The following is a 24,317-nucleotide window of genomic DNA, read 5'->3' as shown; positions in this document are numbered from 1 at the left end:
GGAAGTACAGCGGAAGTACAGCAAGTTAGGCTTCTGGAAAGACCCCCTAGGAGGAACCCTTGCCTGCAGCGCAGCCCACCATCCTTGCAACCTCGGGCGGCTTTAAGCCCGGCACGCGCACCCGTCTCGAGTTCGACCGGTTGTTGCACCACGCCGTCGAACTCTCAGGGGTCAGTGGCAGGGCGCCGAAGGTGACGCACATCGGCACCGCTGCGGGCGACCAGCGCGCGTTCAACTCCGAAATGGATGAGGCAGCACGGCTGGCGGGGTTCGACTTCAGCCACCTTAACCTCTTCACGATGCCCAACCATGCTGATCCCGAGGCGCATCTGCTGGACCAGGACGTCGTGTGGGTGAACGGCGGCTCGGTGGTGAACCTGCTGGCGGTGTGGCGGGCCCACGGCCTGGAAAACATTCTGCACAAGGCGTGGCAAAGCGGCGTGGTCCTGGCAGGGGTGTCCGCCGGGTCCATCTGCTGGTTCCAGGGCGGCACCACCGATTCCTTTGGCCCCGAACTGCGCGCCGTGACCAACGGCCTCGCCTTCCTGCCTTTCGCCAACGGCGTGCATTATGACTCGGAGGAGCGCAGGCGGCCGCTGGTTCACCGGCTGGTGGCGGACGGGACGCTGGGCGAGTCGCATTGCACGGACGACGGCGTCGGGCTGGTCTACCACGGCACGGAACTGGTGGAGGCGGTGACCGAAGTCCCCGGCAAGGGTGCGTATATCGTCACGGCCTCCGGGGGTGCGGACGGCGTTGTTGAGGAACGCCTGGAGCCGCGGTACCTTGGCTGAACTCCACGACCTATCCGCCGTCGCCCTCCGGGACGGCCTCCGGAAAGGGGAAGTCTCATCGGTGGAAGCGGCAGCGCATTTCCTGGCCCGGATCGAAAAGCATAATCCCCTGCTCGGGGCGTTTGTCACGGTGACGGCCGAACAGGCGAGGGCAAGTGCCCGCGCGGCCGACGCGCTCCGAAGCAGCATTCCTCCTGACGAGTTGCCCTTGCTGCACGGCATGCCCCTGGCCTTCAAGGACCTCACAGACGTGGCCGGTGTTGTCACCACCCACGGAAGCGCTGCCCTGGACCACAAACCTGCCGTCAGCGACGGGCCGCTGGTAGCCCTCCTCAAGGACGCGGGCGTGGTTTCCCTGGGCAAGACCCAGGTGCCCGAATTCGGGCTGACGGCCTACAGCGAAAACCGCGTGGCGCCGCCGTCGCGCAATCCCCACGCACCCAGCAGAAGCTCCGGGGGATCCTCCGGCGGAAGCGCCGCGGCGGTGGCCGCCGGGCTCCTTCCGTTCGCGCCGGGCACGGACGGCGGCGGCTCCATTCGCATACCGGCCGCCGCCTGCGGGCTGGTGGGACTGAAGCCGGGGCGGGGTTTGGTGCCTGCCGGGGAAAGCCTGGGCGACCCTGCCCGGCTGGTCGTGGCCGGCCCCCTGGCCCGGAGCGCCGCCGACGCCGCCCTGCTGCTGGACGCACTGGCCCCATCGCCTGGGTCCGTACACAACGGCGGCTACCTCGCGGCGGTTGAACAGGAGCCGCCGCGGCTGAGGATCGGCGTGACCCTGGACAGTCCTTGGTCCGGCACCTTTCCGTTCACTCCCGACCAAGAGGCGCTGGACGCGCTCCGGAAGGGGCAGGAACTTTTGGAGCACGCGGGCCACTCGCTCAGCGAAGCAAGCATCCGTTACGACAACCGCTACCCCGATGCGTTCACCACGGCCTGGACGGCGCCGGTGGGCGCGGCCAGGATCAGTCCCCACCGTGAAGCCCTGCTGGCACCGCTGACCCGGACCTTCCGCCGTCGGGCCCAACAGCGCAGCCCGGGCAAGTTGAACGAAGCCACCGCGTTCTTGCGGCAGTTTCAGCGGGATACTGTGACGCAATACGCGCAGTGGGACCTGCTGCTAATGCCGGCGCTCGCCCAGGCTCCGCGCCCGGTGGGCTGGTTCACCGGGACGGCCCACGGCAGCGACCGCTGGCCGGCCGCGCGGTGGGCAGGGGATGCCGACGGCGACTACCGGAAACAGTGCGAATTCGCGCCGTGGTCCTCGATGGTCAACGTGTGCGGCCTCCCCGCCATCACCATTCCCGTTCACTGGACCGGCAACGCCCCCGGCCTCGGGCTTCCGATGGGGATCCAACTGGTGGGGCCCATGGGCTCCGAGGCACTCCTGCTGCAGGTGGCCAGGGAATTGGGGTACTAAAGCTTTGCACTGGGGCTTGTTGACCTGCATCTAACGCGGGTTTAATCCTGCCGTAACCGTATTGCACAAGACTGGCAGGATCCGCACAGTTTCCGTTCCACCCAAGGCCGATACTCAACGAGGAGTTGCCCTAATGAACGCTGAACATCCCACCACCGCCAGCGAAGCCTCCCGCCAGATGCATCCAGGCAGGCCCGACCTCAGCAACGCCAATGTCAGGGAGGACCTGGCCAGGACCGGGCGCTGCGCCCTGGTGCATTTGCCCACTGGCCGGATCTGCCTTCTCCCGCTCCGGCACCACGGTCCCTGTGAGTTCCACCGGCCGCAGGATGCCGACGACGTGATGTCCGGCCGCAGCTGATTTGCACCTACCTGACTTGACCCACCTCTGCCCCACCTGATGTCCGGGGTTGAACTCCTCGACTCCGTGGGCGAACAGGAGGACGATTAAAGGGCAGTCACCATGAGGAGGCCTGTCATGTGTTATTCCTACAGCAAGGACTTCGGGCGGAGCACCAGAAAAGAAGCTGACCGCCAGCCCGAGGCCAAGCAGGAAACCCCGGTAGAAGCGCCGGAGAAGCCGGTCAAGGCACAGGACTTTACGTTCTGGGCATTCCCTAACTGGCGCAGGACACCAGCCCCGCGCACCCCGTCAGCTGAACGGAGCGAGGAGAGGGTCTGACGCCTGCACTGCAAATGACAACGGAAGGGACTCCAGTGGAGGCCCTTCCGTTGCGTCGAGGGGCGGCGCCTCTCCCGCGTTGTGCTGCAGGAACACCTCCTACTAGGGTAGGACAATAAGCATGCTTATTATTATGTCCCCAGGAAGGGAAGCATCATGAGCACCGGAAACTACCCGTCCCCCGCACCTGACCGACAGCCGGAACCTGGCAACGGAACCCACGCCGAGGCGCCGTCTTCGGCCGGGACCTCCTCCACCGCTGATTCCCCGGCCCCCGGGACCGGCGTAAGCCCGAGCAGGCCGGCTGCAGATTCCACTCCAGCAACCGCACCCCGGCCTGCTGCAGACCCACCGGGGGTGACCCGGGCCGGAGTCGTGTGGGCTGCCGTCGTCGCCGCCTTGGTACTCCTGATCCTGCTGATCATCTTCATCCTGCAGAACCAGGACCAGGTGGCCGTCCGCTACTTCGGGCTCGAAGGATTCGTCCCGCTCGGAATGGCGCTGTTTATCGCAAGCGTGACCGGCGGGGTTCTGGTTGCCGTGGCCGGCGGGGCCCGCATCCTGCAGCTTCGCAGGAATGCCCACCGCGCCCGGTCCCCGCAGCGGAAGTAGCACGACGGCGGCCGGTGCCTGGTGCGCTTAGCAACAGAACCAGCACGGCCGGGAGGTCGCCCGGAGGTGAACCGTCCGGGCGCAGGATCCCTAAGCGGCGGGGGAAGCGATGCCAGCCCACATCGAACTGGTGTCGGACGTGGAACTGCTCCGTTGAGGTCCCGCACAACCCGACACGCCTGAACCAGCCAACACTGTCTCCTTCCCCAGACAGCGTGGCCCCAGTTCTGGTTCTCTTTGCGCGCCCAAACCGATGTGATGGAACTTACGTTCTTCACAAGGAGTTGGCCATGGCCGCAACAAGCAGTGCCGTAGAGGCACGATCGATTGAAATGATTCCGCCGCGCGAGCGCCACGGCCACCCGCGGGGGCAGTTCACGCTCTGGTTCGGCGCCAACGCCCAGATCACCGCCATCGTTGACGGTGCCCTCGCGGTTGTTTTTGGTGCCGATGCGTTCTGGGCGATTGTGGGGCTGCTGGTAGGCAACGTGGTGGGCGGCGCCGTGATGGCTCTGCACTCAGCCCAGGGACCCAAACTCGGCCTGCCCCAGATGATTTCCAGCCGCGCGCAGTTCGGCGTCTACGGAGCAGTCATCCCGCTGGTCCTGGTGATCCTGATGTATATAGGGTTTGCCTCCACCGGAACAGTGCTCTCCGGCCAGGCGATTAACCTGATGCTTGGGGTGGAAGCCCCGGCGGTCGGCATCCTGATCTTCGGCGCCGCAACCGCCCTGCTCGCAATCCTGGGTTACAAGTACATCCACGCCCTGGGCCGCATCGCCACAGTGGTGGGGCTGGCGGGATTCCTGTACCTCACCGTCGCCGTCTTCACAAAGTTCGACGTCACCCAGGTGATGATGGTCAAGGGCTTCGAATGGCCCACGTTCCTGACCGCCATCGCACTCGGGGCGGGGTGGCAGCTCACGTTCGGCCCCTACGTGGCGGACTACTCCCGCTACCTGCCGGCCGGCACCTCCGAGCGCAAAACCTTCTGGTATACCTTCGCCGGGTCAGTTGGCGGCGCACAGTGGGCCATGACTTTGGGCGCCATCGCCGGCGGGCTCTCGGCAGCCAAGCTCGGCGGCGACTTCCTGAAGAACCAGGTTGGCTACATGGGCGACCTTGCCGGCGGCGGACTGATCGCCATCTTCATCTACCTGATGATCGTCACCGGCAAGCTCACCGTCAACTGCCTCAACGCCTACGGCGCCTTTATGTGCGGCGTCACCATCAGCACCGCCGTCAACCGCCGGGACTCGGTTTCCCAAGCCATGCGGATCGTTTTTATCATCGCGGTAATAGCGGCCAGCGTCCTCATTGCGCTTTTCGCCAGCAAAGACTTCCTGAATCTCTTCAAGAACTTTGTCCTGCTGCTGCTGATGGTGTTCACTCCCTGGTCCGTGATCAACCTCGTGGACTACTACAAAATCTCCCGGGACCGCTTGGACATCCCCGCGCTCTACAACCCGGACGGACGCTACGGCCGCTGGAACACCGCCGCCCTGGTGTCCTATGGAATCGGCGTCGTGGTCCAGATCCCGTTCCTCGCGCAGGCGCTGTACACAGGACCCGTGACACGCTGGCTGGGCGGCGCGGACATCTCGTGGCTGGTGGGGATCGCTGTCACCCTCGCCATCTACTACCCGTGGGCGAAGGCTACCAACCGCGCGCCGGCCGAATCGATTTATCCGGACAGCCCCGCGGAGAGCCTTCCGCTCCCGGCCGGGACCAAGGCATAGAGGCACGACGGCGGCTCGGGCACCTCAGCCCCGGGCCGCCGTCGGCTGCTGGTTTCAGAAGGTGGAGGTGGTACCGGTGGTGGTACTCGCGACGGCCAGCCCGATAATGGCCAGCAGCCACAACGCACCGTAGCCCAGCAGGCAGAGGTACCCCAGCACCAGGCCCGTGATGGACATGCCCTTGCCGGACGGTTCGCGTTTGAGCGCCATGTGGCCGGTGATGATGGCGGCGATCTGCGGCAGGAGGAGGAAGCCCATGATCACCGAGGCGATGCCGCACACCATGCTCGCGATGCTGAGTGTCTTCGGCTCGGGCACGCCGTAGTAGCCGGGCTGGCTGTAGGGAATTCCGCCTTGGCTGTACGGGCCCGGCTGGTTGTATGGGCCCGGCTGCTGGCTGTAAGGGCCCGGCTGGTACTGGCCCGGCTGGTTGTACGGGCTCGGCGGCAGGTCTATTGCCCCCAGTACGGCAGCACGTAGACGGCGAAAATAACGAACGCGGCCAGGAGTGCCAGTGTTCCTGCCCCGGTTGTGCCGTGCTGGCGGGCCTTCGGGTTCCGCTTGCCAGCGGCCGTTTCCGGCGCGGTCTCCCGAACCCTGGATCGGGGAGGCATAGGACGGGGAGACACGCGCCGGGCAGGCACGGGACGATGCTCCATATCGCTGTTCGAGGGCGCCTGACGCGGGTCCACCGGCCTTACCACCGTGCCCGGCCTGACATTCCTGAACGCCGTGATGCCCGGCTCCTGTTCATGCGTGAGCTGCTGGCCGAGGTGGGCGTAGAGCCCCACCACGGCCTGCTGGTCCAGCACCGGGGGCAAGGCCTCGATGGCCCCCACAACGCGTTGGGCACCAGCCACGGGCACGTCCGCGTTCGTCACACCAAAGAGATCCGGCTGCGCAGCCATACAGATCAACGGACGGACCAGCCTGCGGTGCGGCGGCGCCATGACGGAGGCGACGGCGGCGCACTGGGCCAGCGCGCCTTCTACCGCCTGGGTGCGTGCGTAGCGGCCCTGCCAAAGCACACCGGAGGCCACCCGGACTTCGCCGGTCCAGTTCTTGGCGTCCACCACCACCACGCCGCCCGGCCCCACCAGGACGTGATCCAGGTTGGCCTTGGGCCGGCCCGGCCAGTGCACGTCGTGCATCACGTACCAGCCGCGCGGCACCAGCTCGCTGAGCTTCTCCTCCACCACCCGCCCGTGGGCGGCGCTGGCGTCCCAGGCCTTGGTGGAGCGCTCTGCCTGGTCGAGCTGGCGCTTGAGCCTCGCGACCCTTTCCGCAGCCAGCCTGGAATGCTCCGCTGCCCCGTCCCCTGCCCCCATGGCCGTCCCTGCTTTCCCCACTGGAATACCGACGGCCGAAGGCCGCCGCCGCCCTTTTGCTTGCGGACATTCCGCCCGATTTTTCGAAACTAACAGGGTGCAGAGGCGCCGGTATATAAGTACTTTGATGGCCCTGTACTCAGGTGGGCTACTTGGTTGATGACGTTGTTCCGTCACAGGGCCGGACACAGTGGCCGAATTGTGGACGGATCGTTTTGACTGCGGCCCGGGTCTGGCATGCTGTAGCCATGGCTAGCCGCGCGGGTACAGTTGCCCAACCCCAGGACCTTGTTGACATCACTGCGCTCCTTGACGCGTATTACGACATCACACCGGATCTGGGTGATCCAGGCCAGCGCGTGGCGTTCGGCACTTCCGGGCACCGCGGGTCGAGCCTCAAGGCGTCATTCAACGAGAAGCACATCGTGGCCATCACCCAGGCCATCGTGGAGTACCGGGCGGGGCAGGGCATCACTGGCCCGCTGTTCCTGGCCAAGGACACCCACGCCCTCAGCGAGCCGGCGCAGAACTCCGCGCTCGAGGTGCTGGCCGCCAACGGCGTCCAGGTCCTCATCGACGCACGCCACGGCTACACCCCCACCCCTGCCCTTAGCCACGCCATCCTCACCTACAACCGGAACGCCGGTGCCGGCGCTCCCCAGGCTGACGGCATCGTGGTCACGCCCAGCCACAACCCGCCGGCCGACGGCGGCTTCAAGTACAACCCCCCGCACGGCGGGCCCGCCGATTCGGATGCCACCGGCTGGATCGCCAACCGCGCCAACGAACTGCTCGAAAACGACCTGCGCGGTGTGAAGCGCATCCCGCTGGCGGACGCGCTGGCCGCCGACACCACCGGCAAATTCGACTTTCTCAGCAGCTACGTGGATGACCTGCCTTCCGTCCTGAACCTGGATGCAATACGCGAGGCCGGCGTCCGCATCGGAGCTGATCCCATGGGCGGCGCTGCTGTGGACTACTGGAGCGAGATCGGCGAGCGCCACCACCTGAACCTCACCGTGGTCAACCCCACCGTGGATCCGCAGTGGGCCTTTATGACGCTGGACTGGGACGAGAAGATCCGGATGGACTGCTCCTCCCCCGCCGCCATGGCCTCGCTGATCCAGCGCATGGCCGATGCTTCGTCTTCGGGCCAGCCGGCGTTCGATATTGCCACGGGCAACGACGCCGACGCGGACCGCCACGGCATCGTCACACCTGTTGTTGATGGGGTGGGCGGGCTGATGAACCCGAACCACTATCTCGCCGTCGCGATCGACTACCTGTACCGCAACCGCAGTGGCTGGAACCCCAACTCGGTGGTGGGCAAAACGCTGGTGTCCTCCTCCATCATCGACCGCGTGGCGGAGAGCCTGGGCCGCAAGCTGGTGGAGGTCCCGGTGGGGTTCAAGTGGTTCGTTCCGGGGCTGCTCTCCGGCGAGGGTGCATTCGGCGGCGAGGAATCGGCCGGTGCCTCCTTCAACAAAAAGGACGGCAGCGTCTGGACCACAGACAAAGACGGCATCCTGCTGGCCCTGCTCGCCTCCGAGATCACTGCGGTCACGGGCAAGTCCCCGTCCCAGCTCTACAAGGGCCTCACGGACCAGTTCGGCGCGCCCGTTTACGCCCGCATTGACGCAGCAGCCACGCGGGAGCAGAAGTCGGCACTCGGCAAGCTGTCGCCGTCGGACGTCACGGCAACTGAACTGGCTGGCGAGCCGATCATTTCCAAGCTCACCGAAGCCCCGGGGAACGGCGCGTCCATCGGCGGGCTCAAGGTGGTCACGGAGAACGCCTGGTTCGCTGCCCGCCCGTCCGGCACCGAGGACGTCTACAAGATCTATGCCGAGTCCTTCAAGGGCGAGGAGCACCTCAAGCAGGTGCAGGCGGAAGCCAAGGCCCTGGTGGACGGCGTTATCGCCTAAGCGGTTTAGTTCCGGCTCCACAGTTTGAGGATGCGCCGGACGGTTCGGTCACCGTCCGGCGCCATGTCCACCAGCGCGATCCGGTCCAGCACGACGGCGTCGCCCGGGTTCAGCCGTTTGTCACCGTGGTGCGACACGTGGGGCCGGTAGCCGGACAGGGTGTGGGCCGGCGTCAGGACTTTGCCGGCAAGGCTCCTGACTGCGGCAACCAGCTGCTCGTGCAGTGCCTGCAGGTCTTTTTGCGGCTGGACGAGGCTGACGGCCACGGACCCGTTCCGGCCGAACCCGGCGTCCTCCCCTACGGTGAGATTCGCACCCAGGGCCGGCTCGGTGAGCGGGCCCGCCATCGCGGCGAGCTGTCCGGCAGCACCGTCACTGTCGACATCGAACCTCACCAGCGTGATGTGCAGGGGCCAGTGCGTCCGCGGGAAAACCAGCCCGTCCGTCACGGGCTCGACGAAGGCCACGAAGATGAGGTTCCGCATAGGCCCAGTCTCCCACCGCCCCTCGGACGCTCTCTCACCTATGACCCTTAAACCCCAGACGCCCGCTCACTAATGGCCGGCTTAAACCCAAACGCCCGCTCACCTCCTGCGGCGGGGGTGAGCGGGGGTCTTAGGGGTTAAACGGTGCGGACGACGTCCTCGTAGGAGAACTTGGGCTTGGCTTCACCAAAGGCGTCCTCTGCGGGCCGGCCGATGTTGACCACCAGGAAGCTCTTCTGGTCGCCCTTCGGGAAGAAGGCGGCGTCAATCGCGCCGAAATCTGCGCCGGTCATGGGACCTGCGGCAAACCCAAGGGAGCGGACGGCCAGGATGAAGTAGCCGGCCTGCAGGTGGGCGTTGTTGCTGCCCGTGGCGGCGGCGAGTTCCGGGTTGGCGTCGTACATGGCCTTCGGGGCGTTGTAGCCGGGGAGGAAGTTGTCCCACTGCCCGGCCCAGTCGGTGTCGTAGCTGAGGATGGCCACGAGCGGCGCGGAGGCGGTCTTCGCCTTGTTCCCGTTGGAGAGGGCGTCAACGAGCGTGGCGCGGGCCTCGTCCGACCGGACGTAGGTGACCCGCAGCGGCTGGGAGTTAAAAGCCGTGGGGCCGAACTTGGTCAGCTCATAGATGGCCTGCGCCTGCTCGTCGGTCACCTCTCCGGTGAAGGAGTTGGCGGTGCGGGCCTGGGCAAAGATGGCGTCGATGGCGGCCGAATCGATTACTGCTTCTTCGTGGGCAATGGTCATTGGCTTACCTTTCGCTGCGCCTCCCCGCTTCTTGGGGCGGCCTTGTTGCTTTCCATCCTTGCAACTTCAAGTAGCCGAGGCCTCTTCCCGTAACGGCGGGTGACGTTGGGCACAGCGGTCCGGCAGCGAACGCTGGCGGTATTCTGGAGCCAGTTGATCTTCGCCCTCCGAGGCACCACCCTTTTGAAAGGCCTCCCGCCCATGAGCATGCTTGGAATCAAATGGAAGCTGCACGGCACCGGCAAGTCCATCAAGCCCGGCCACGTTGTGGCACCTGATGAGCGGCTCACCTGGCCACTGACCATCGGCGTTGGCATGCAGCACGTGGTGGCCATGTTCGGCGCCACGTTCCTGGTGCCCATCATCACCGGCATGCCGCCCGCCACCACGCTGTTCTTCTCAGGCATCGGCACGCTGCTTTTCCTGGTGATCACCAAGGGCCGGGTGCCCAGCTACCTCGGCTCAAGCTTCGCGTTCATCGCTCCCATCATGGCGTCCCAGCAGCAGTTCGGCGTGCCCGGGGCACTCGGCGGCGTGGTGCTGGCGGGCGCAACCCTGGCCCTGGTGGGCGCCATTGTGCAGAAGTTCGGTGCAGGCTGGATCAACCGGCTCATGCCGCCGATCGTCACCGGTGCCATCGTGGCGCTGATCGGCCTTAACCTTGCCCCCGCCGCCAAGAACAATTTCGACGCCGACCCCGTCACCGCCGTCGTCACGCTGGCCACCATCATCCTGGTGAGCGTCCTCTTCCGTGGCATCCTGGGCCGCCTGAGCATCCTCGTGGGCGTGGTGGTGGGCTACCTCGTTGCCATGCTGCGCGGCGAAGTGAGCTACGGGAAGATGGACGCCGCCGCCTGGGTGGGCCTCCCGCAGTTCCAGACCCCCGAGTTCCATGTGGGCGTCCTGGGCCTGTTCGTACCCGTGGTACTGGTGCTGGTGGCTGAAAACATCGGCCACGTAAAGTCAGTTGCCGCAATGACCGGACAGAACCTCGACGGCGTCTCCGGCCGCGCGCTGATGGCCGACGGCGCCGCCACCGTCCTGGCCGGCTTTGGCGGCGGTTCCGGAACCACCACCTACGCCGAGAACATCGGCGTTATGGCCGCCACCAAGGTCTACTCAACGGCGGCCTACTGGGTGGCGGGCGTCTTCGCCATCCTGCTGAGCTTCTCCCCCAAGTTCGGCGAGCTCATCGCCACCGTTCCGCCAGGTGTTTTGGGCGGCGCCGCCACCATGCTGTACGGCATGATCGGTATTCTGGGTGTGAAGATCTGGGTGCAGAACAAGGTGAACTTCTCGAACCCGGTGAACCTCACCACCGCAGCCGTGGCCCTGATCATCGGCATCGCCGACTACACGTGGACCATCGGCGACCTCACGTTCACGGGCATCGCCCTCGGTTCCGCCGCCGCCCTGGTGATCTACCACGGCATGAAGGCCATCGCGAAGGCCCGCGGCACCGTGGCGGAGCCCGAGACGGAGCAGGCCGGCCTGCCGCCGGCAGCCAAGGCGGCCATGAACGCAGCAGCCAAGCGCACGCCCAAAAAACGCTAGCGCCACATCAGCTAGGCCACTTCCCCGGCGTCTTCCGCGTCCTCAGGCCCGTCCCCGCCCTCCAGCCCGGAGGTGGCCTGGAGCCCGAAGCCGCCCGCCGTCGAAATACCGTCCTCCGGCAGGTTAGCCACGCCCATTCCGGCCGGATGACCGGGAGGGAACGGACCAGGCAAGCCAACGCCGAAGACAGGGCCCGCCTGCGGCCGCTTCGCCGCCAAAGACTTCGCCGAGTGGGGCCGCAGCCGGTCAAGGACCCAGGGGAACAGGTACTGCCGCGCCCAGATCAGGTCATCCGCCCTGGCCTGTTTCCAGCCATGGGACGGTACAGGCCGCGGCTGCAGGGTCTTGAGCGCATGCGGCACCCCCAGTGCGTCAAGGGTGGCGACGGCCACCACGTGGTGGCCCAGCGGCGAAAGGTGCAGCCGGTCCCTGTCCCACATTCGGGCGTCGTGGAGCGCCGGCAAGCACCACAGGTCCACCATCACCGCGTGGTGACGCAGTCCGATTGTGTGGAGGTGCTCGTTGTAGACGGCCAGCCTTCCCCGGATCTGGCCGAACACCGGTGTACTGCCCCAGTCCGGCCCGGCGAACAGCAGGACGGTGCCGCCGTTTTCAGCCAACTGGCCCACGGCCAAGTCCATCTTCTCGGCCAGCTTGTCAGGATCGCCGCGGTGGAAAATTACATCATTTCCGCCGCCGGACATTGCTGTCAGGTCCGGTTTGAGTGCCAGGGCCGGCTCGAGTTGCCGGTCCAGGATCTCCTGGAGCACCATTCCCCGCACGGCAAGGTTGGCGTAGGCGAAGTCGCTCTGGCCATTGCTGAGTTCCTCGGCGGCCCGGTCAGCCCAGCCGCGGAGACCGCCGGGGCTGCGGGGCTCCGGGTCACCGATTCCTTCGGTGTAGGAGTCGCCAAGGGCTACGAAGCGGTGCCACGGGTGCCGTTCAGCCGGCGGCCGTCCAGGGCGCGTCTCTTGCTCTTCGATGGTCATGCCGGCCGTCCTTTCGCCGTCGTCGTCGTCGTCGTGGAAGGGTAGGTTTCCGGGGCAGCAACTGCCTCGAGCGGCTGGTCCAGCTCCGCCGGGGCCATCAGGCGGAAGTCCTCCAGGTCATCGGCCAAGTCCCTCCGGGGCGCGGACGGATCCCGGCCGGGGCCAGGAGCAACAACATTCAGGGCCGCATCCCGCAGGCCCCACTCGTGGTGCGACGCCTCCCTCTGCAGGAAGCGCAGGGCACCTTCCCGGCTGAGGCCGTACTCGTCCATAAGGCTGCGCACCGCCAGATCCACCAGGACCAGCGAACTTTGGGCGACGGCAAGGCCCGCCGTGGCCTCCGCCCGCTCGGCCACCCTGACTACTACGCGCAGCGAGCGCGCCACCTGCTGCACGTAGCTGCGGCTTCGGAGGAGGTCATCGCTGGTAAACGCATGCGGCGAAGATGCATAAAGATTGATGGCTGCACTCGTACCGCCCTCGGACACGATGGGCACTGACAGGAGTGACTGGACACCGTGGCCGGCCGCCGCACTCGCGTACCCGGGCCAGCGCCGGTCCCGCCCGACGTCGGAAAGCAATACGAACTCGCCGCTCCGCAGCGCTTCGATGACCGGTCCGTCAGCAAACGAACACTGTTCCCGGTCCGCCTCGAGCGCCCGGTCGGTGCTTGCAGCCAGGGTGCGCGCCTTCCCGAGGCGGAAGAGGGTGGCGGCCCAGCCGATACCGCGGATTTCGCCCTCGATGTCCGTCATGAACTCGCGGGTGACCTCCCAGAGGTAGTTTTCGACGTCCTTGCTGTCGAAAACCGGCTCCGGGGGCAGTGGAGGCGGTCCCCATCCGACCTGCTCCGTGGGTCCTGCGGCCATGTTGCATGCCTTGGTTGAAGCGCTGGCGGCCTACTGCAAAACCTGGTTCTAAGGATACGTCCCGCGCCGTGCGCGCGGGAGGGGGCAGTGCGGTTGCATGCCTAGTCTGGTTCGCCGGCGTTCCCTGCGTACGCCTGCGCGTTTGCGGTCAGTACGACGTCGTATGCCTCCACCCGCCGGTCCGTCACCGTGGTGGGGGACTCCAAATGGACAGCGCCCGAGGGCAGGATACCGGCAGCTCCGTATCTTTCCATGACCTCCCATTGGGCCACAACGTCCTCGCCCGCGTGGTCGACCGGAAGGCTTGTCCAGAAAGCAAAGCCGCCGGCGGTGTTCAGGGCTTCCCGCCGGTAGAGCACACATCCGCCAAGCCAGGCCACGCGATAGGGCAACCACTCCCCGGGTTCCAGGGAAAGGTCAGCGCTGAGGTGGCTGAGATTTGCGGCGTTATGAAGCGGCCAGCGGTCAAATCCAGGGGCGCCGGGCCGGATGCGCTCAGCGGTGACGGGACCGTTCCACGCTTCAAAGCCGGCTGTCTGCTCCGGCCGCCTGTCGTCAAGGTAGGACAAACCCTGCGGAGCCATCCCCACAAAACCGCAGTCCAGCTCGTCGAGCGACCGGCTGAGCCGTTCCAGCGCTCCCGGTTCCAGCCAGATGTCATCATCAAGGAAAAGGCTCTGTTCAGCCGTCGACTGTTCCAGCAGGAACTGGCGGTGCTCCGCCAGTCCGCGCCGGGGCAGGTGCCGGAGCAGCGTGACAGGGCGGCCCTGCGCTTCGAGGACGCGGACCATCGCCGCCGCCGCCGGATGTTCCCAACCGGGAGTGCCGGTGGACTGGTCGCTGACCACCACGCGGAAGGTCGGGTCGGCCTGCCCTGCCAGTCCGGCCAGTGTCACGGGCAGTTCTGCCGGGCGGTTGCACGTGGGAATCAGCACGTCCACTGCAACACTGTCCGGCACCTCAACACGCCGTGCCCACTGTTCTGATGATCTCCTGCTCACACCCAACCTCCTGGCGCCTGCCTCGGCATTGATGAATGGGGTTCGTCGTGTGCTGTACCCACTTCAGCTTCCATGTATGCCCGGGCACGGCGAAGGCCTCCGCCCGGTGCCACACGGAGGGCAGCAGGGGGAGGCCTTCAGCGATCAGGTGCGCTCTCTCTTAGGGAGCGGCACCCGACCGGTTATCCGGCGTCGAAGCTCTCGCCGCCGTCGTCGTTCGGTGACTTTTCCTTGGGCAAGTCATTGCCGCTGCCGTCCGGGATCCCGGTGGCTTCCTGCCCGGGCTCGGAGGACACCGGGGCAGAGCCCTGGGAGTCGTCGTTCGACTCATCCAGTTCAGCTTCGCCGGAGGGAAGGTCCACGTCCCGGGGCAAGGGGTCCCCGCCGGTGCCGGACTGCGGCTCATTTGTGTCCGCTCCGCCCGTGCTGCCTGCGGCCGAGCCGTCTACGGAGCCCTGGGCTCCTCCCATTTCCTGCTCAGCGGTGGGGGTGCCATATCCGCCGGGGTCTGATTCCGGCTGGGCGTGCTGGTTTTCCTGTGTCATGGTTCCTCCTGTTGTGCGTTGAATGAAAGCTGACCTCGGAGGCTGCTCAGAGCCCCTTTCCACCAGTGACCGGCAGTACGGCGCCGGAAATGTAAGACCCGTCCTCTGAAGCCAGCAGCACGTAGGCCGCGGCAAGCTCGGCGGGCTGGCCCGCGCGTTCCAGCGGGGTGTCCTGGCCGAACGTCGGAAGCTTCTCCGGCCATTCGGTCGCGGGAATCAGCGGGGTCCAGATCGGTCCGGGAGCCACGGCATTGACCCTGATGCCCTTCGGGCCAAGTTCCTGCGCAAGCGCTTTGGTGAATGCCACCTGGGCCGCCTTGGTCATGGCGTAGTCGATCAGGCCGGGCGAAGGGTTGAAGGCCTGGATTGAAGCTGTGGTGATGATCGAGGCGCCCGGCTTCAGGTGGGACACGGCCGCCCGCGCCGTCCACAGCAGCGAGTACAGGTTGGTCTTGAAGACCCGGTCGAATTCCTCGGTGGGAAGTGACTCCAGGCTCTCGCGGTTCTTCTGGTACGCCGCGTTCAGCACCACCACATCAAGGCGTCCGAACTCGGCCGCTGTTTCGTTGGCGATCCGGGTGCTGAACTCCTCTTCGCGGCCGTCACCGGGAAACAGGAGGACCCGCTGGCCCGCTTTCCGGATCCAGTCCGCGGTGTCCTGGGCGTCTTCCTCCTCTTCGGGCAGGTAGGAGATGGCCACGTCGGCGCCCTCGCGGGCGAAGGCGATGGCGGCTGCCTTGCCGATGCCCGAATCGCCGCCCGTGATGAGGGCTGCCTTGCCCTGCAGTTTCCCGTGCCCCTCATAGCTGAGTTCCCCGTGGTCCGGCTTGGGCTCCATGGGCGCCGTCAGGCCGGGCTGCTTCTGCTCCTGCTCAGGGAACCCACCTGCGTAGTAGCCGCCCCGGGGGTCCTTTGGCTGGTCTGTCTGCTTTTCCGTGTCGCTCATAGTCCGCCTACTCACTGTGTCGGTTTCCGAGGGCCCAGCCGTGCACCGGCCCTTCGAAGCTATCCCGGCCCGAGGAGCAAAGTCCACCGTTCCGTGCGAATAATCAGTAAACTTATCAAATGTGGGGCGCGGCGCAACGTTGTCCTTGTTTCTGGGTACTTGGGGAGTAGCAAGGCTGCCAGAGGCTGGGCGGCGCAGAAAGGAGAAGCAATGTCGGATGTGGAGGATTACACCGCCCGGACAGGCAGGAATGAGACCCGTGAAGAACAGCTGGACCGCAACTGGGCGGAGCTGCTGCAGGAGATGCGGGTGCTGCAGATGGGCGTACAGATCCTGGGCGGCTTTCTGCTGACCCTGCCTTTCCAGGAACGGTTCGAAGACCTCGATGACTTCCAGATTGCCCTCTACCTGACCAACGTAATGGTCGCTGCGCTGACCACAGCACTCATCCTTTTGCCGGTCAGTGTCCACCGGCGGCTCTTCCGGAAGCGGCTGAAGGAGACCCTGGTTTCCAGCGGCGACACCATCGCCAAGATCACTCTTGCCGGAATCGCGCTGCTGAGTGCCGGCACAGCGGCCCTGGTGTTCGACGTGACCGCAGGACGCACAGCCGGCCTCACTGCCGGCGGAGCGTTGATGGCCGTGATGGTGGTCCTGCTGGTCTACGTCCCCATCCACCTGAACAGGCGCGCCGAGGCAGGCCGGTAAGTTACCACCCGTCGCGCAGCCGCACAGCCGCCCTGCGGACGGCTCCCGGGCCGGTCACCCACTCTTTCGCCCAGCTACAACCATTTGCCCTTTACCAGCCGCGCGGCCGGACACACGGCGGCGGACAACGACAGGAGAACCCTATGAAAACACTTTTGAAGATCGCACTGGCGGCCCTGCTGGTGCTTGCCGCACCGGCACTTTCGCTCGGCGCCGCCCATGCCTCGCCGGCTGCGCACACCACGGCAACCACCGTTGCGCTGTCCGTCGCCTCCCCCACGCCTTCGCCCGGCGACACCGCATCCAGCGGCCCGGCCAATCCGGGCACGGGCGAATCCGCTGAGAACGAATCCTCCCGGACCGACAACACACCCTGGGTCATCGGCGGGATCATCCTGTTGACGCTGATCGCGATCCTGGTTTGGAACCGCCTCAGGGGCAAAAAGACCATCGTTTAGCTACTTGTCGCCTGGTGAATGCGCAGCACTTACCTAGGCGCCTTCGAGTACCTGGCTTGTTGCCCAGGCCAGGTACTTGGCGGCATTGGCCACTGCATCCTCCGGGCTTGACGCCACGTCCAGCAACTGGGCAGCGGCAACCACTCCGTGCCCTGCAAGGTCCTCGGGAGTCACCAGAATCCTGCCGGCCACCACGATGACCGGAATGCCGCGTTCCCTGGCAGCATCCGCGAGCGCGATCGGGGCTTTGCCGGTCAGCGATTGGTGGTCCATGGATCCTTCGCCAGTGATAACCAGGTCGCTTTCCGCTAACTGACCTGCCAGACCCGTCAGTCCCGCCACCAGTGCGAACCCGCCTTCCAGCGCGGCGTCGGTAAAGGCAAGGAACGACGCCGGGAAGCCACCGGCGGCGCCTGCCCCCTCGATGTTGACGTCCCGGCCCGTAGCTTCGCGCAGGAGGGACGCCCAGTTGCGGAGCCCGGCGTCGAGCAGCTCAACGGCCTCCTCGTCCGCGCCCTTTTGCGGGGAGAAGACGTGCGCGGCGCCCAGCGTGCCGTAGAGCGGGTTCCGCACGTCCACGGCGATACGGAAGCTGGTGCCGGCCAGCCGGGGGTCCAGTTCGGAGGAATCCAGCGCCACGATGTCGGCGAGTGAGCCGCCACCCAGCGGCACCACATTCCCGGCCCGGTCCAGCGGCTTTAGGCCCAGGGCGCGCAGGGCGCCGCTGCCGCCGTCGGTCATTGCGGATCCGCCGAGCCCCAGCACAACTTCTGTGGCACCGGCGTCCAGCGCTGCCGCAATCAGCTGGCCGCAGCCGTAGCTGTGGGCCCGGAGCGCGTTGGCCGGGGTGGGCTCCATCTCGGCCAGGCCTGAGGCCTGCGCCGTTTCAATGACTGCGGTAACCCTGCCGCCGTCGCCCTTCCGGATGGCCCAGGCCGCGCCGACAGGGGCAAGGATGGGGCCTACCACCGCGTTGATCCGCTCCTCGTAGCCGGCAGCGACGGCAGCTTCGAGGGTGCCCTCGCCGCCATCGGCGATGGGGAACTGTGTGGCGACGGCATCCGGGTAAACGCGCAGGGCACCCTCCGCGATGGCGGCAGCTGCTTCAGCGGCTGTGAGGGAACCCTTGAACTTGTCCGGAGCAATAAGAATGCGCATGGGCTCCATCATGCCAGCACCGAGCAGGAAAGCGCTTGCCATATGTCACCCGGTCGGGCACCGTCCACCGCAGGTCCGGCCGGAAGCTCCTACCCTTCGCGCCATCCGTGGCCGGTAATGTGCGAGCCGCCCTGCGGGCCCATCTGCAGCATGCCGCCATCCACCACCCAGGAAGCGCCGGTGACGTAGCTCGAAGCGGGCGATGCGAGGAAGGCAATCACGGCAGCCACTTCCCGCGCGTCGCCCGGCCTGCCCAGCGGCACGCCGGGCCGGTCCTTCGTCGTCGGGTCCTCATCCTCCTGCCCTGTCATGGGGGTGGCTATCTCGCCGGGGGCAACGCTGTTGGCGGTAATGCCGTGCTCGGCGAGTTCCAGGGCCAGCGTCTTCATCAGCCCGCCCAGGCCGTGCTTGGAGGCGTCGTAGGCGGACGATCCCACCCGCGGCTGGAACTCGTGCACGCTGGTGACGGCAATCAACCGCCCTCCCCTGCCGGCCTGGACCATGCGCCGGGCGGCCGCCTGCAGGCAGACGAAGGCGCCATTGAGGTTCGTGTCCAGGGTTTGCATCCAGGTGTTTACGTCCAGGTCCAGGAACTTAGTCCCGTCGCCGGTGCCGGCATTGTTGACGAACACGTCCACCCCGCCGAGCTCCTCGGCCAGTTCCTCGATTACCCTGCCGGCGGCCCCAAGCTCAGTGGTATCCAGCTGCCGCACCACTGCCTTACGTCCCAGGCTCCGGATTTCTTCGGCCGTCGCTTTGGCGCCCGCCCTGTCCGAATGCCAGGTCACGCCCACATCCATGCCCGCCTTGGCCAGCGCAACGGCCGTAGCCTTCCCGATGCCGGAGTCTGACGCGGTGACAATGGCGGTGGTGGGGCTGAACCCCGTGGAGTCCTGCATGGTGTCTCCTTTGTCTTCAGGCCGGACGGCGCAGTTCCGGCGGCGAGGGGTAGCCGTCATCGTTGGAGTCGTTCGGGGCGTCCCGCATAGTCAGGAGCGGGACGGCGAAGGTAACCACCGGACGGGCGTGGGCATCGTCGGCCGACTTGACCGTAAGGCTCCTGGTCCCGGGCGGCACCGAGGGGGTGAATACCTGGAGGTTGCGGGAGCCCAAATTGGCCGAATTGCGCAGCGAATACTCGGTACCGAAGTGGTCCTGGAGGATGATGTTGGGCTCCGGCCCGTCGTCGGATGCCATCTGGATGGTGACCACCAGGCCGGTGGTCCAGATCTCGACGGACAATACGGTGAATGCGGTGCTGTCCGTGACGTGCCGGCCGTAGGTTGGCGGCAGCAGCATCCCGCGGAGGGAACCGGAAGGGATAAGTTCGCGCATGGTTGTTCCTGTTGGTTTGCGCCTGCCGACGACGGGACGGCGCCGGAGGTGATCCGGTGCTGGTCTTGCGGGGTACGGCTGGACGAATGCGGCTTAGGCGTCTTCCCGGCCAGGGTTTTCAAGCCGGAAGAAGTTTGATTGTTGGCCGTCGCTGCGCTGTTCCTGGTGTATGAAGTTCAGCTGGCGGGAGTCGAAGGTTTCAAACCATTCCTCCCAGCTGACGTGGCGGAGCTTGTCATTTTCGCCACCAAAGTCGATCCGCAGTACGCCAAGGTGGTCACCGTGCCCGGTGCCTTCCACCGTGGCGGGAACGCCGTCGCGGTCCTCTGCCCACTGCCTGATGACTTCATGGTGCGTGGTGACCAGGCTCCGGCCCTCGCGCTCCGGTTCGTCTTCCGTTGAGGTGACCTCCTGGGAATACTTCAGTGATTTGGATGATTCCGGTCCAGTGCGGACCTTCCCGTCGTCCGGGCCGGCGCCCAGGTCCTCTTCGTCCTGGTCCGTTTGAGACTCGCGGGTCTTATTGACCTTGTCCTGCGCCATGGTGGCCATCCTTTCCCCTACGGCCAATTAGTAAGTCTACTTACTATGTAGCCTCCCGCTCCGCCTCCATGTCAAGGGGGCAGTGCCATGGGACGGGGCGGATGAAGATTGTACCTCTGCCCCTTACGTGCGGCTAGGTCCGGGGACGCGCCACCGCATAGTAGCCGGGGATCAGGCTCTGCTCGGCCACGTCCGTCATCGGGTTCGTCTGGATGGCGACGGCACCGTCCTCCAGGAGCTCCCAGGTTTCCCCCGGAAGGACACGCGCCCGTTCGGCAGGGCCAAAATGGCCGGGCATGGGCAGCTCACGGATGGCGCGCTCCAGCGGCGCCGGAATGCCCCTGGTGGTTGCTCCCAGGTGCGAGACATAGTCCACGGGGTTTCCCTGGAAGTTGGTTTCTGCGAGGAATACGGTGCCGTGCCTGCCGGCCAGGCTCCAAAGGTTTTCCGCCAGTGCCATCTGGTCATCGGTGGTGAGTACGTGGAACACGCCGCGGACAAAGACGTTCGCCCCGCGTTCGTCTGCCAGCCCGGTTGCAGCACCGGGCGCTGTCATGTCCCGCACCTCGTAGCGGACGCACCCTGCCCTGTCGCCCTCCTTTTCGGATTCAGACCGTGCGCGCTCAATTGCATGGGCAGAGACGTCTACGCCAATTACGGCAGGGAATACCCCGGCGAGCGCTCGCGTGAGGCTGCCGTGCCCGCATCCCACGTCAACCGTGGGAAGCTCCGGGTCCAGGTACCGCACCAGCACCTCCTTGTACCCCAGGAATTCATGGTCCCTGCCGGAGTCCCAGAGAACCTCGCCATCCGCGCCGGTCACGTTGATGCCTGCCCAGTACCTGTCCCAAGCCACCGGCCGGTCCTTGTGCGCAGAGCGGGACAGGCGGACGAGTTTGGGAATCATCAGGTACTTCTGCCAGGCAGAGCGCACTGATTTCGCTGGAGAGGACACGGATCAAATATATGGGTTGCGCTGCCAAGCCGGCGGCCAAGCGTCCCTTTCGACTGTGCGGCGGTGGTCCGCGTCCGGTTGTTTCGTCACTCTTGCGGGATGTTCAACTTCTTCGGGTCCATCCAGCCTGCGTCCGCCATACAATGTACTCAACTGGGAGCGAAGGGGGCATTGTGACGGCTGACATGCCGTGGGACTCGGCTGTGCCCCGCACTGCTGTTATGGCGGACCCCGACGGCGGAAGGCTGGCGGTCAACGCGCAGGCACTGCGCGACGCCGGCTACGAGGTGCGTACTGCCGGGGATGCGGGCGGGCTTGCCGCCCTGCTCGAGGCAGGCGAACCTTCGGTGGTCGTCGTTGATACGTCCTTGTCGGCCGTGGAAGCAGAAGCCCCCGTCCTGGTGATGGTGGACCTGGACAGCGCCGCCGAACTTGCAGCCATGCAGCCTCCCGGCATCCACGACTGCGTAGCCAAACCAGTGCCGCCGAAAGAACTGGTTCACCGGGCCACAGCACTCATCAGGCAGGTGTCCCGGCGGGCCGCGGCCCGGCAGGAAGCCGAAGGCCTCCGTGAGCAGCTGCGCCTGGTCTCGGCTGCCGTCCGGGGCACCAATGATCCGCAGGAAATTGCCCGTCTGGTAGTGGAGGGATTCGGCAGGACGTTCAAGGCGGACCATGTCCGGCTGACCACGTTCGCCGACGAGCGGGTTCCTCCGATTACCGCAACATGGACCCGGCCGGGGCTCGACAAGCTTCCAGCAGAAGCGCTTCCGGATGAGGACTCCGCCCGGCACACGGCCAATAGGCTCTGGGCAGCGGCTGAAACGCTTTCCTTCGACGGGTCCGAAGAGGACACGAGGGCGGGTGAAGCATCGGTCACCCCGCGCCTTGCCCCTGCCGCCTCCCTGCTGGCGGTACCGATGGGCGACGGAGGCTCCTCGCTGGGCATCATCTGGATCGTGATGCTGGACCAGCCGCGGCAATGGTCGCGCGCCGAGCTGGGACTGATCCAGCACGTGGCGGGCAACGCCGCGCACGGCCTGATCCAAAGCCACCTGATCAGCAGCCAGCAACAGGTGGTTAAGCAACTTCAGCAGCTCGACAAGGCGAAAACCGACTTCCTGGCCACCGTTAACCATGAGTTGAGGACACCGCTGACGTCCATCATGGCGTATCTGGACATGATCCAGGAAAGTACTGACCAGCCCGTCTCCCCCGAAGTCCACCAGATGCTGGACATCGTGGTACGGAACACGGAGCGGCTCCGGATGCTGATCGAAGACATGCTGAGCGTGTCCCGCAACGGGCTCGATGACAACCTGATGCATCTGACCCCGGTGCGCCTGGGACAGACCCTGGACCTTGTCGCCGGCGCACTCCGTCCCCTGGCCCAGCTGCAGAACGTAACCATCGCCGTCGACCCCCTCCCTGACGATCCGGAAATCCTGGCGGACGAGGTACAGCTGCAGCAGGTGTTCACCAACCTGGTGTCCAACGCCATTAAGTTCACCCCCAGCGGGGGCCGGATCGAGGTGGGCAGCGAATCGCGCGCGGCGGCTGACGGCACCAGGTGGGCCACCGTCCGCGTCGCGGACAACGGCATCGGCATCTCCAGCGAGGAAATCGACCAGGTCTTCACCCGGTTCTACCGCGCCTCCAACGCAATGTCCGGGGCCATCCCCGGAACCGGGCTGGGCCTGGCCATCACCAAGGATATAGTGGCGCGCCACGGCGGCCGCATCGACGTGGCTTCCACCCTGGGCGCGGGGACAACGGTCACCGTCAGCCTCCCGCTGGATCCCTGCCGCAGCCGGGCCAACTGAGCGCGGGAAGGAGGACCGATGTTTGCTGACAACGACCCCCGGCTCTCCCAACTGCTGGAGGGCATTGTCCGGCTGGCGTCTGGGGACCTCAGCTCCCGGATCGAGGTATCCGACGCCCGCGATGAGCTCGACGCCATCATCATGGGCACCAACCTCCTGGCCGAGGACCTGCAGATAATTTACGAGGAACTCGAACAGCGCGTGCAGGTGCGCACCCAGCTGCTGCACGAGGCCCACTTGGAAATGCAAAAGATGGCCATGCAGGACCCGCTGACCGGACTGGCAAACCGCTCGGCGCTCCTCGAGGCTTTACGCGCGGCCATTGACAACGACGATGCCGGTGAAGGGCCCGTCATCCTGCTGCTCGACCTCGATGCCTTCAAATCCATCAACGACAGCCTGGGCCACACCGCCGGGGACAACGTCCTGATCACTGTGGGGGAACGGATCCGCGGCGCAGTGCGCGCCACGGACGTCGTCGCACGCCTTGGTGGGGACGAATTCGCGATCGTGATGCCGGCAGTCTCCTCAGACCAGGCAGCCATCGTGGGGCACCGCATCCTTGCGGCCCTCAGCGAACCGATTGAGCTGCCGGGGCGAAGCGTGCGCTGCGGCGCGAGCATCGGGCTAAGCGTCGGCGGAACCGGCCAGACCCCCGAGGACATGCTGATGGAGGCCGACGTCGCCATGTACGCCTCCAAGGCGGAAGGCCAGAACAGGCTCCACCGGTTCGAGCCAGGCCTCCTTCTGGTCCGCAGGCTCCGCAGCCAACTGGTGGAGGATCTCCGGGCGGCGATCAAGAGCGACGGACTGACCCTGCATTACCAGCCCGTGGTGGAACTTAGCTCCAGCCGGATCGAAGGCGTGGAGGCCCTGGTCCGCTGGAACCACCCGACGCGCGGACTCATCATGCCGGATGAGTTCATTCCACTGGCCGAGGATGCCGGCCTGATCTCCGAGCTTGGCTTGTGGGTGCTTCGCACGGCAGTGCGCCAGCTCCGGCAATGGATTGCCGCATCCCTCGTGGACAGCCACTTTTCCGTCCGAATCAATATCTCCGCCACCGACCTGCAAAGCCTGCAGTTCATCGAAGATGTGCGGAATGTCCTGAAGGAAACCAAAGTCCGGCCGGAGCAGGTGGTCCTGGAACTGACGGAAGTGGCCATCGTCAAGGGCAACGAACTGGACCGCTACTCGCTCGGCGGGCTGCGCGGCCTTGGCGTGGGGATCGAGATCGACGACTTCGGAACCGGTTACTCATCCATCAGCTACCTGCGCCGACTGCCGGTGGACCGGGTGAAGGTGGACCGTTCCCTTATCTCCGGCCTCGGCACCGACCCCAGCCAGCCCGCCCTGGTGGCTGCTGTCCTGCAACTCGTGCGCGCGTGCGGCCTGGAGGCTGTCTGGGAAGGCGTCGAGACGGCGGAGCAGGCCGAAATACTCCGCGGACTGGGGTGCCTCAGCGCCCAGGGCTACTACTTCAGCCGGCCGGTCCCGCCCGACGAGGTTCCCGGATTGCTCGCGGCCCAGCCGGAAAGCGCGAAGCAGTAAGCAAAAAACTACTGCGCTTTTGTTCGCCCCGATATACGATCATCGTGCTGGGTCTGTTTTTCGTCGCCGTGAGTATCGCGGCCTGCCAGCAGCATAGAACTTTAGAAGCGGTTGGAAATTGAACAAAAAAGGGCCAATGGGTCATTACTTCGTCAAC

Annotated in this window: 25 protein-coding genes; 11 read left to right on the top strand and 14 right to left on the bottom strand. The window is 65.9% G+C overall.

The window, feature by feature from the left end:
- The first annotated feature begins 59 nt into the window (after positions 1–59).
- The 5 genes from AC50X7_RS17690 (at position 60) to AC50X7_RS17670 (ending at position 5,244) form a co-directional block, all read left to right on the top strand.
- Complete coding sequence (locus AC50X7_RS17690; protein ID WP_494980204.1) at positions 60–794, top strand: Type 1 glutamine amidotransferase-like domain-containing protein; 735 nt, start codon at positions 60–62, stop codon at positions 792–794.
- Entirely contained in the window at positions 787–2,211 is a 1,425-nt protein-coding gene (locus AC50X7_RS17685; RefSeq protein ID WP_494980203.1) for an amidase, read from the top strand. The genes AC50X7_RS17690 and AC50X7_RS17685 overlap by 8 nt, the downstream gene beginning before the upstream one ends.
- A 133-nt stretch (positions 2,212–2,344) precedes the next feature.
- Positions 2,345–2,572, top strand: coding sequence for a hypothetical protein (locus tag AC50X7_RS17680; RefSeq protein WP_494980202.1), 228 nt, complete (start codon positions 2,345–2,347; stop codon positions 2,570–2,572).
- Between the two features lie 477 nt (positions 2,573–3,049).
- The gene (locus AC50X7_RS17675) at positions 3,050–3,505 is read left to right on the top strand and encodes a LapA family protein (RefSeq protein ID WP_494980201.1); all 456 of its coding nucleotides are present in this window, start codon (positions 3,050–3,052) and stop codon (positions 3,503–3,505) included.
- 290 nt (positions 3,506–3,795) lie between these two features.
- Positions 3,796–5,244: a purine-cytosine permease family protein gene (locus AC50X7_RS17670; RefSeq protein ID WP_494980200.1), complete on the top strand. Its 1,449-nt coding sequence runs from the start codon at positions 3,796–3,798 to the stop codon at positions 5,242–5,244.
- Between the two features lie 54 nt (positions 5,245–5,298).
- Here the strand turns inward: AC50X7_RS17670 and AC50X7_RS17665 are convergent, their stop codons facing one another.
- Together AC50X7_RS17665 and AC50X7_RS17660 are read right to left on the bottom strand one after the other, a co-directional pair.
- The gene (locus AC50X7_RS17665; protein WP_494980199.1) at positions 5,299–5,562 is read right to left on the bottom strand and encodes a DUF4190 domain-containing protein; all 264 of its coding nucleotides are present in this window, start codon (positions 5,560–5,562) and stop codon (positions 5,299–5,301) included.
- 134 nt (positions 5,563–5,696) lie between these two features.
- Positions 5,697–6,572, bottom strand: coding sequence for an NERD domain-containing protein (locus AC50X7_RS17660; protein ID WP_494980198.1), 876 nt, complete (start codon positions 6,570–6,572; stop codon positions 5,697–5,699).
- A 248-nt stretch (positions 6,573–6,820) separates the two neighbouring features.
- Here AC50X7_RS17660 and pgm point away from each other — a divergent pair, with 248 nt between their 5' ends.
- Positions 6,821–8,497, top strand: coding sequence for a phosphoglucomutase (alpha-D-glucose-1,6-bisphosphate-dependent) (pgm, locus tag AC50X7_RS17655; RefSeq protein WP_494980197.1), 1,677 nt, complete (start codon positions 6,821–6,823; stop codon positions 8,495–8,497).
- A 5-nt stretch (positions 8,498–8,502) separates the two neighbouring features.
- Here the strand turns inward: pgm and AC50X7_RS17650 are convergent, their stop codons facing one another.
- A complete protein-coding gene (locus AC50X7_RS17650; RefSeq protein ID WP_494980196.1) occupies positions 8,503–8,982 on the bottom strand; it encodes a 2'-5' RNA ligase family protein in 480 nt (159 codons plus the stop codon).
- A gap of 137 nt (positions 8,983–9,119) precedes the next feature.
- Positions 9,120–9,725 carry a malonic semialdehyde reductase gene (locus AC50X7_RS17645; protein ID WP_494980195.1) on the bottom strand — a complete coding sequence of 202 codons (606 nt, stop codon included), beginning with the start codon at positions 9,723–9,725 and terminating at the stop codon, positions 9,120–9,122.
- 201 nt (positions 9,726–9,926) lie between these two features.
- On the opposite strand from AC50X7_RS17645, the gene AC50X7_RS17640 reads away from it, so the two are divergent.
- Positions 9,927–11,279: a uracil-xanthine permease family protein gene (locus AC50X7_RS17640; RefSeq protein ID WP_494980194.1), complete on the top strand. Its 1,353-nt coding sequence runs from the start codon at positions 9,927–9,929 to the stop codon at positions 11,277–11,279.
- An 11-nt stretch (positions 11,280–11,290) separates the two neighbouring features.
- On the opposite strand, the gene AC50X7_RS17635 is transcribed toward AC50X7_RS17640, so the two are convergent.
- The 5 genes from AC50X7_RS17635 to AC50X7_RS17615 form a co-directional block, all read right to left on the bottom strand.
- The gene (locus tag AC50X7_RS17635) at positions 11,291–12,268 is read right to left on the bottom strand and encodes an SGNH/GDSL hydrolase family protein (protein WP_494980193.1); all 978 of its coding nucleotides are present in this window, start codon (positions 12,266–12,268) and stop codon (positions 11,291–11,293) included.
- Positions 12,265–13,137, bottom strand: coding sequence for a GAF domain-containing protein (locus AC50X7_RS17630; RefSeq protein WP_494980192.1), 873 nt, complete (start codon positions 13,135–13,137; stop codon positions 12,265–12,267). Before AC50X7_RS17630 ends, AC50X7_RS17635 begins: the two co-directional genes overlap by 4 nt.
- Positions 13,138–13,238: 101 nt before the next feature.
- Complete coding sequence (locus AC50X7_RS17625) at positions 13,239–14,138, bottom strand: glycosyltransferase family 2 protein (protein ID WP_494980191.1); 900 nt, start codon at positions 14,136–14,138, stop codon at positions 13,239–13,241.
- Between the two features lie 182 nt (positions 14,139–14,320).
- Complete coding sequence (locus AC50X7_RS17620; RefSeq protein ID WP_494980190.1) at positions 14,321–14,683, bottom strand: hypothetical protein; 363 nt, start codon at positions 14,681–14,683, stop codon at positions 14,321–14,323.
- Positions 14,684–14,729: 46 nt separating this feature from the next.
- Complete coding sequence (locus tag AC50X7_RS17615) at positions 14,730–15,629, bottom strand: SDR family oxidoreductase (protein WP_494980189.1); 900 nt, start codon at positions 15,627–15,629, stop codon at positions 14,730–14,732.
- 210 nt (positions 15,630–15,839) lie between these two features.
- Between AC50X7_RS17615 and AC50X7_RS17610 the strand changes: the two genes are divergently transcribed.
- Both AC50X7_RS17610 and AC50X7_RS17605 read left to right on the top strand, forming a co-directional pair.
- Positions 15,840–16,337: a DUF6328 family protein gene (locus AC50X7_RS17610; protein WP_494980188.1), complete on the top strand. Its 498-nt coding sequence runs from the start codon at positions 15,840–15,842 to the stop codon at positions 16,335–16,337.
- A gap of 143 nt (positions 16,338–16,480) precedes the next feature.
- Entirely contained in the window at positions 16,481–16,795 is a 315-nt protein-coding gene (locus AC50X7_RS17605) for a LuxR family transcriptional regulator (RefSeq protein ID WP_494980187.1), read from the top strand.
- 33 nt (positions 16,796–16,828) lie between these two features.
- On the opposite strand, the gene AC50X7_RS17600 is transcribed toward AC50X7_RS17605, so the two are convergent.
- The 5 genes from AC50X7_RS17600 to AC50X7_RS17580 form a co-directional block, all read right to left on the bottom strand.
- Positions 16,829–17,953, bottom strand: a complete 1,125-nt coding sequence (locus AC50X7_RS17600; protein ID WP_494980186.1) for a glycerate kinase — start codon at positions 17,951–17,953, stop codon at positions 16,829–16,831.
- A gap of 89 nt (positions 17,954–18,042) precedes the next feature.
- Positions 18,043–18,852: an SDR family oxidoreductase gene (locus tag AC50X7_RS17595; RefSeq protein WP_494980185.1), complete on the bottom strand. Its 810-nt coding sequence runs from the start codon at positions 18,850–18,852 to the stop codon at positions 18,043–18,045.
- A 16-nt stretch (positions 18,853–18,868) separates the two neighbouring features.
- Positions 18,869–19,288, bottom strand: coding sequence for a hypothetical protein (locus AC50X7_RS17590; RefSeq protein WP_494980184.1), 420 nt, complete (start codon positions 19,286–19,288; stop codon positions 18,869–18,871).
- 93 nt (positions 19,289–19,381) lie between these two features.
- Positions 19,382–19,858: a hypothetical protein gene (locus AC50X7_RS17585; protein WP_494980183.1), complete on the bottom strand. Its 477-nt coding sequence runs from the start codon at positions 19,856–19,858 to the stop codon at positions 19,382–19,384.
- 106 nt (positions 19,859–19,964) lie between these two features.
- Complete coding sequence (locus tag AC50X7_RS17580) at positions 19,965–20,738, bottom strand: class I SAM-dependent methyltransferase (RefSeq protein ID WP_494980234.1); 774 nt, start codon at positions 20,736–20,738, stop codon at positions 19,965–19,967.
- 233 nt (positions 20,739–20,971) lie between these two features.
- On the opposite strand from AC50X7_RS17580, the gene AC50X7_RS17575 reads away from it, so the two are divergent.
- Together AC50X7_RS17575 and AC50X7_RS17570 are read left to right on the top strand one after the other, a co-directional pair.
- Positions 20,972–22,609: a sensor histidine kinase gene (locus AC50X7_RS17575; RefSeq protein WP_494980233.1), complete on the top strand. Its 1,638-nt coding sequence runs from the start codon at positions 20,972–20,974 to the stop codon at positions 22,607–22,609.
- Between the two features lie 18 nt (positions 22,610–22,627).
- A complete protein-coding gene (locus tag AC50X7_RS17570; protein ID WP_494980182.1) occupies positions 22,628–24,160 on the top strand; it encodes a putative bifunctional diguanylate cyclase/phosphodiesterase in 1,533 nt (510 codons plus the stop codon).
- Positions 24,161–24,317 lie beyond the last annotated feature (157 nt).

This window comes from Pseudarthrobacter sp. Hb11, assembly GCF_059383655.1.
This window is presented reverse-complemented; position numbering and strand designations above follow the sequence as displayed.

What these genes read in the sequence shown, in the direction of transcription:
- AC50X7_RS17680 (WP_494980202.1), top strand. Translation starts at nt 2,345, where the DNA reads ATGAACGCTGAACATCCCACCACCGCCAGCGAAGCCTCCCGCCAGATG.
- AC50X7_RS17675 (WP_494980201.1), top strand. Translation starts at nt 3,050, where the DNA reads ATGAGCACCGGAAACTACCCGTCCCCCGCACCTGACCGACAGCCGGAA.
- AC50X7_RS17670 (WP_494980200.1), top strand. Translation starts at nt 3,796, where the DNA reads ATGGCCGCAACAAGCAGTGCCGTAGAGGCACGATCGATTGAAATGATT.
- AC50X7_RS17660 (WP_494980198.1), bottom strand. Translation starts at nt 6,572, where the DNA reads ATGGGGGCAGGGGACGGGGCAGCGGAGCATTCCAGGCTGGCTGCGGAA.
- pgm (WP_494980197.1), top strand. Translation starts at nt 6,821, where the DNA reads ATGGCTAGCCGCGCGGGTACAGTTGCCCAACCCCAGGACCTTGTTGAC.
- AC50X7_RS17650 (WP_494980196.1), bottom strand. Translation starts at nt 8,982, where the DNA reads ATGCGGAACCTCATCTTCGTGGCCTTCGTCGAGCCCGTGACGGACGGG.
- AC50X7_RS17645 (WP_494980195.1), bottom strand. Translation starts at nt 9,725, where the DNA reads ATGACCATTGCCCACGAAGAAGCAGTAATCGATTCGGCCGCCATCGAC.
- AC50X7_RS17640 (WP_494980194.1), top strand. Translation starts at nt 9,927, where the DNA reads ATGAGCATGCTTGGAATCAAATGGAAGCTGCACGGCACCGGCAAGTCC.
- AC50X7_RS17635 (WP_494980193.1), bottom strand. Translation starts at nt 12,268, where the DNA reads ATGACCATCGAAGAGCAAGAGACGCGCCCTGGACGGCCGCCGGCTGAA.
- AC50X7_RS17630 (WP_494980192.1), bottom strand. Translation starts at nt 13,137, where the DNA reads ATGGCCGCAGGACCCACGGAGCAGGTCGGATGGGGACCGCCTCCACTG.
- AC50X7_RS17620 (WP_494980190.1), bottom strand. Translation starts at nt 14,683, where the DNA reads ATGACACAGGAAAACCAGCACGCCCAGCCGGAATCAGACCCCGGCGGA.
- AC50X7_RS17615 (WP_494980189.1), bottom strand. Translation starts at nt 15,629, where the DNA reads ATGAGCGACACGGAAAAGCAGACAGACCAGCCAAAGGACCCCCGGGGC.
- AC50X7_RS17610 (WP_494980188.1), top strand. Translation starts at nt 15,840, where the DNA reads ATGTCGGATGTGGAGGATTACACCGCCCGGACAGGCAGGAATGAGACC.
- AC50X7_RS17605 (WP_494980187.1), top strand. Translation starts at nt 16,481, where the DNA reads ATGAAAACACTTTTGAAGATCGCACTGGCGGCCCTGCTGGTGCTTGCC.
- AC50X7_RS17600 (WP_494980186.1), bottom strand. Translation starts at nt 17,953, where the DNA reads ATGCGCATTCTTATTGCTCCGGACAAGTTCAAGGGTTCCCTCACAGCC.
- AC50X7_RS17595 (WP_494980185.1), bottom strand. Translation starts at nt 18,852, where the DNA reads ATGCAGGACTCCACGGGGTTCAGCCCCACCACCGCCATTGTCACCGCG.
- AC50X7_RS17590 (WP_494980184.1), bottom strand. Translation starts at nt 19,288, where the DNA reads ATGCGCGAACTTATCCCTTCCGGTTCCCTCCGCGGGATGCTGCTGCCG.
- AC50X7_RS17580 (WP_494980234.1), bottom strand. Translation starts at nt 20,738, where the DNA reads ATGATTCCCAAACTCGTCCGCCTGTCCCGCTCTGCGCACAAGGACCGG.
- AC50X7_RS17575 (WP_494980233.1), top strand. Translation starts at nt 20,972, where the DNA reads ATGCCGTGGGACTCGGCTGTGCCCCGCACTGCTGTTATGGCGGACCCC.
- AC50X7_RS17570 (WP_494980182.1), top strand. Translation starts at nt 22,628, where the DNA reads ATGTTTGCTGACAACGACCCCCGGCTCTCCCAACTGCTGGAGGGCATT.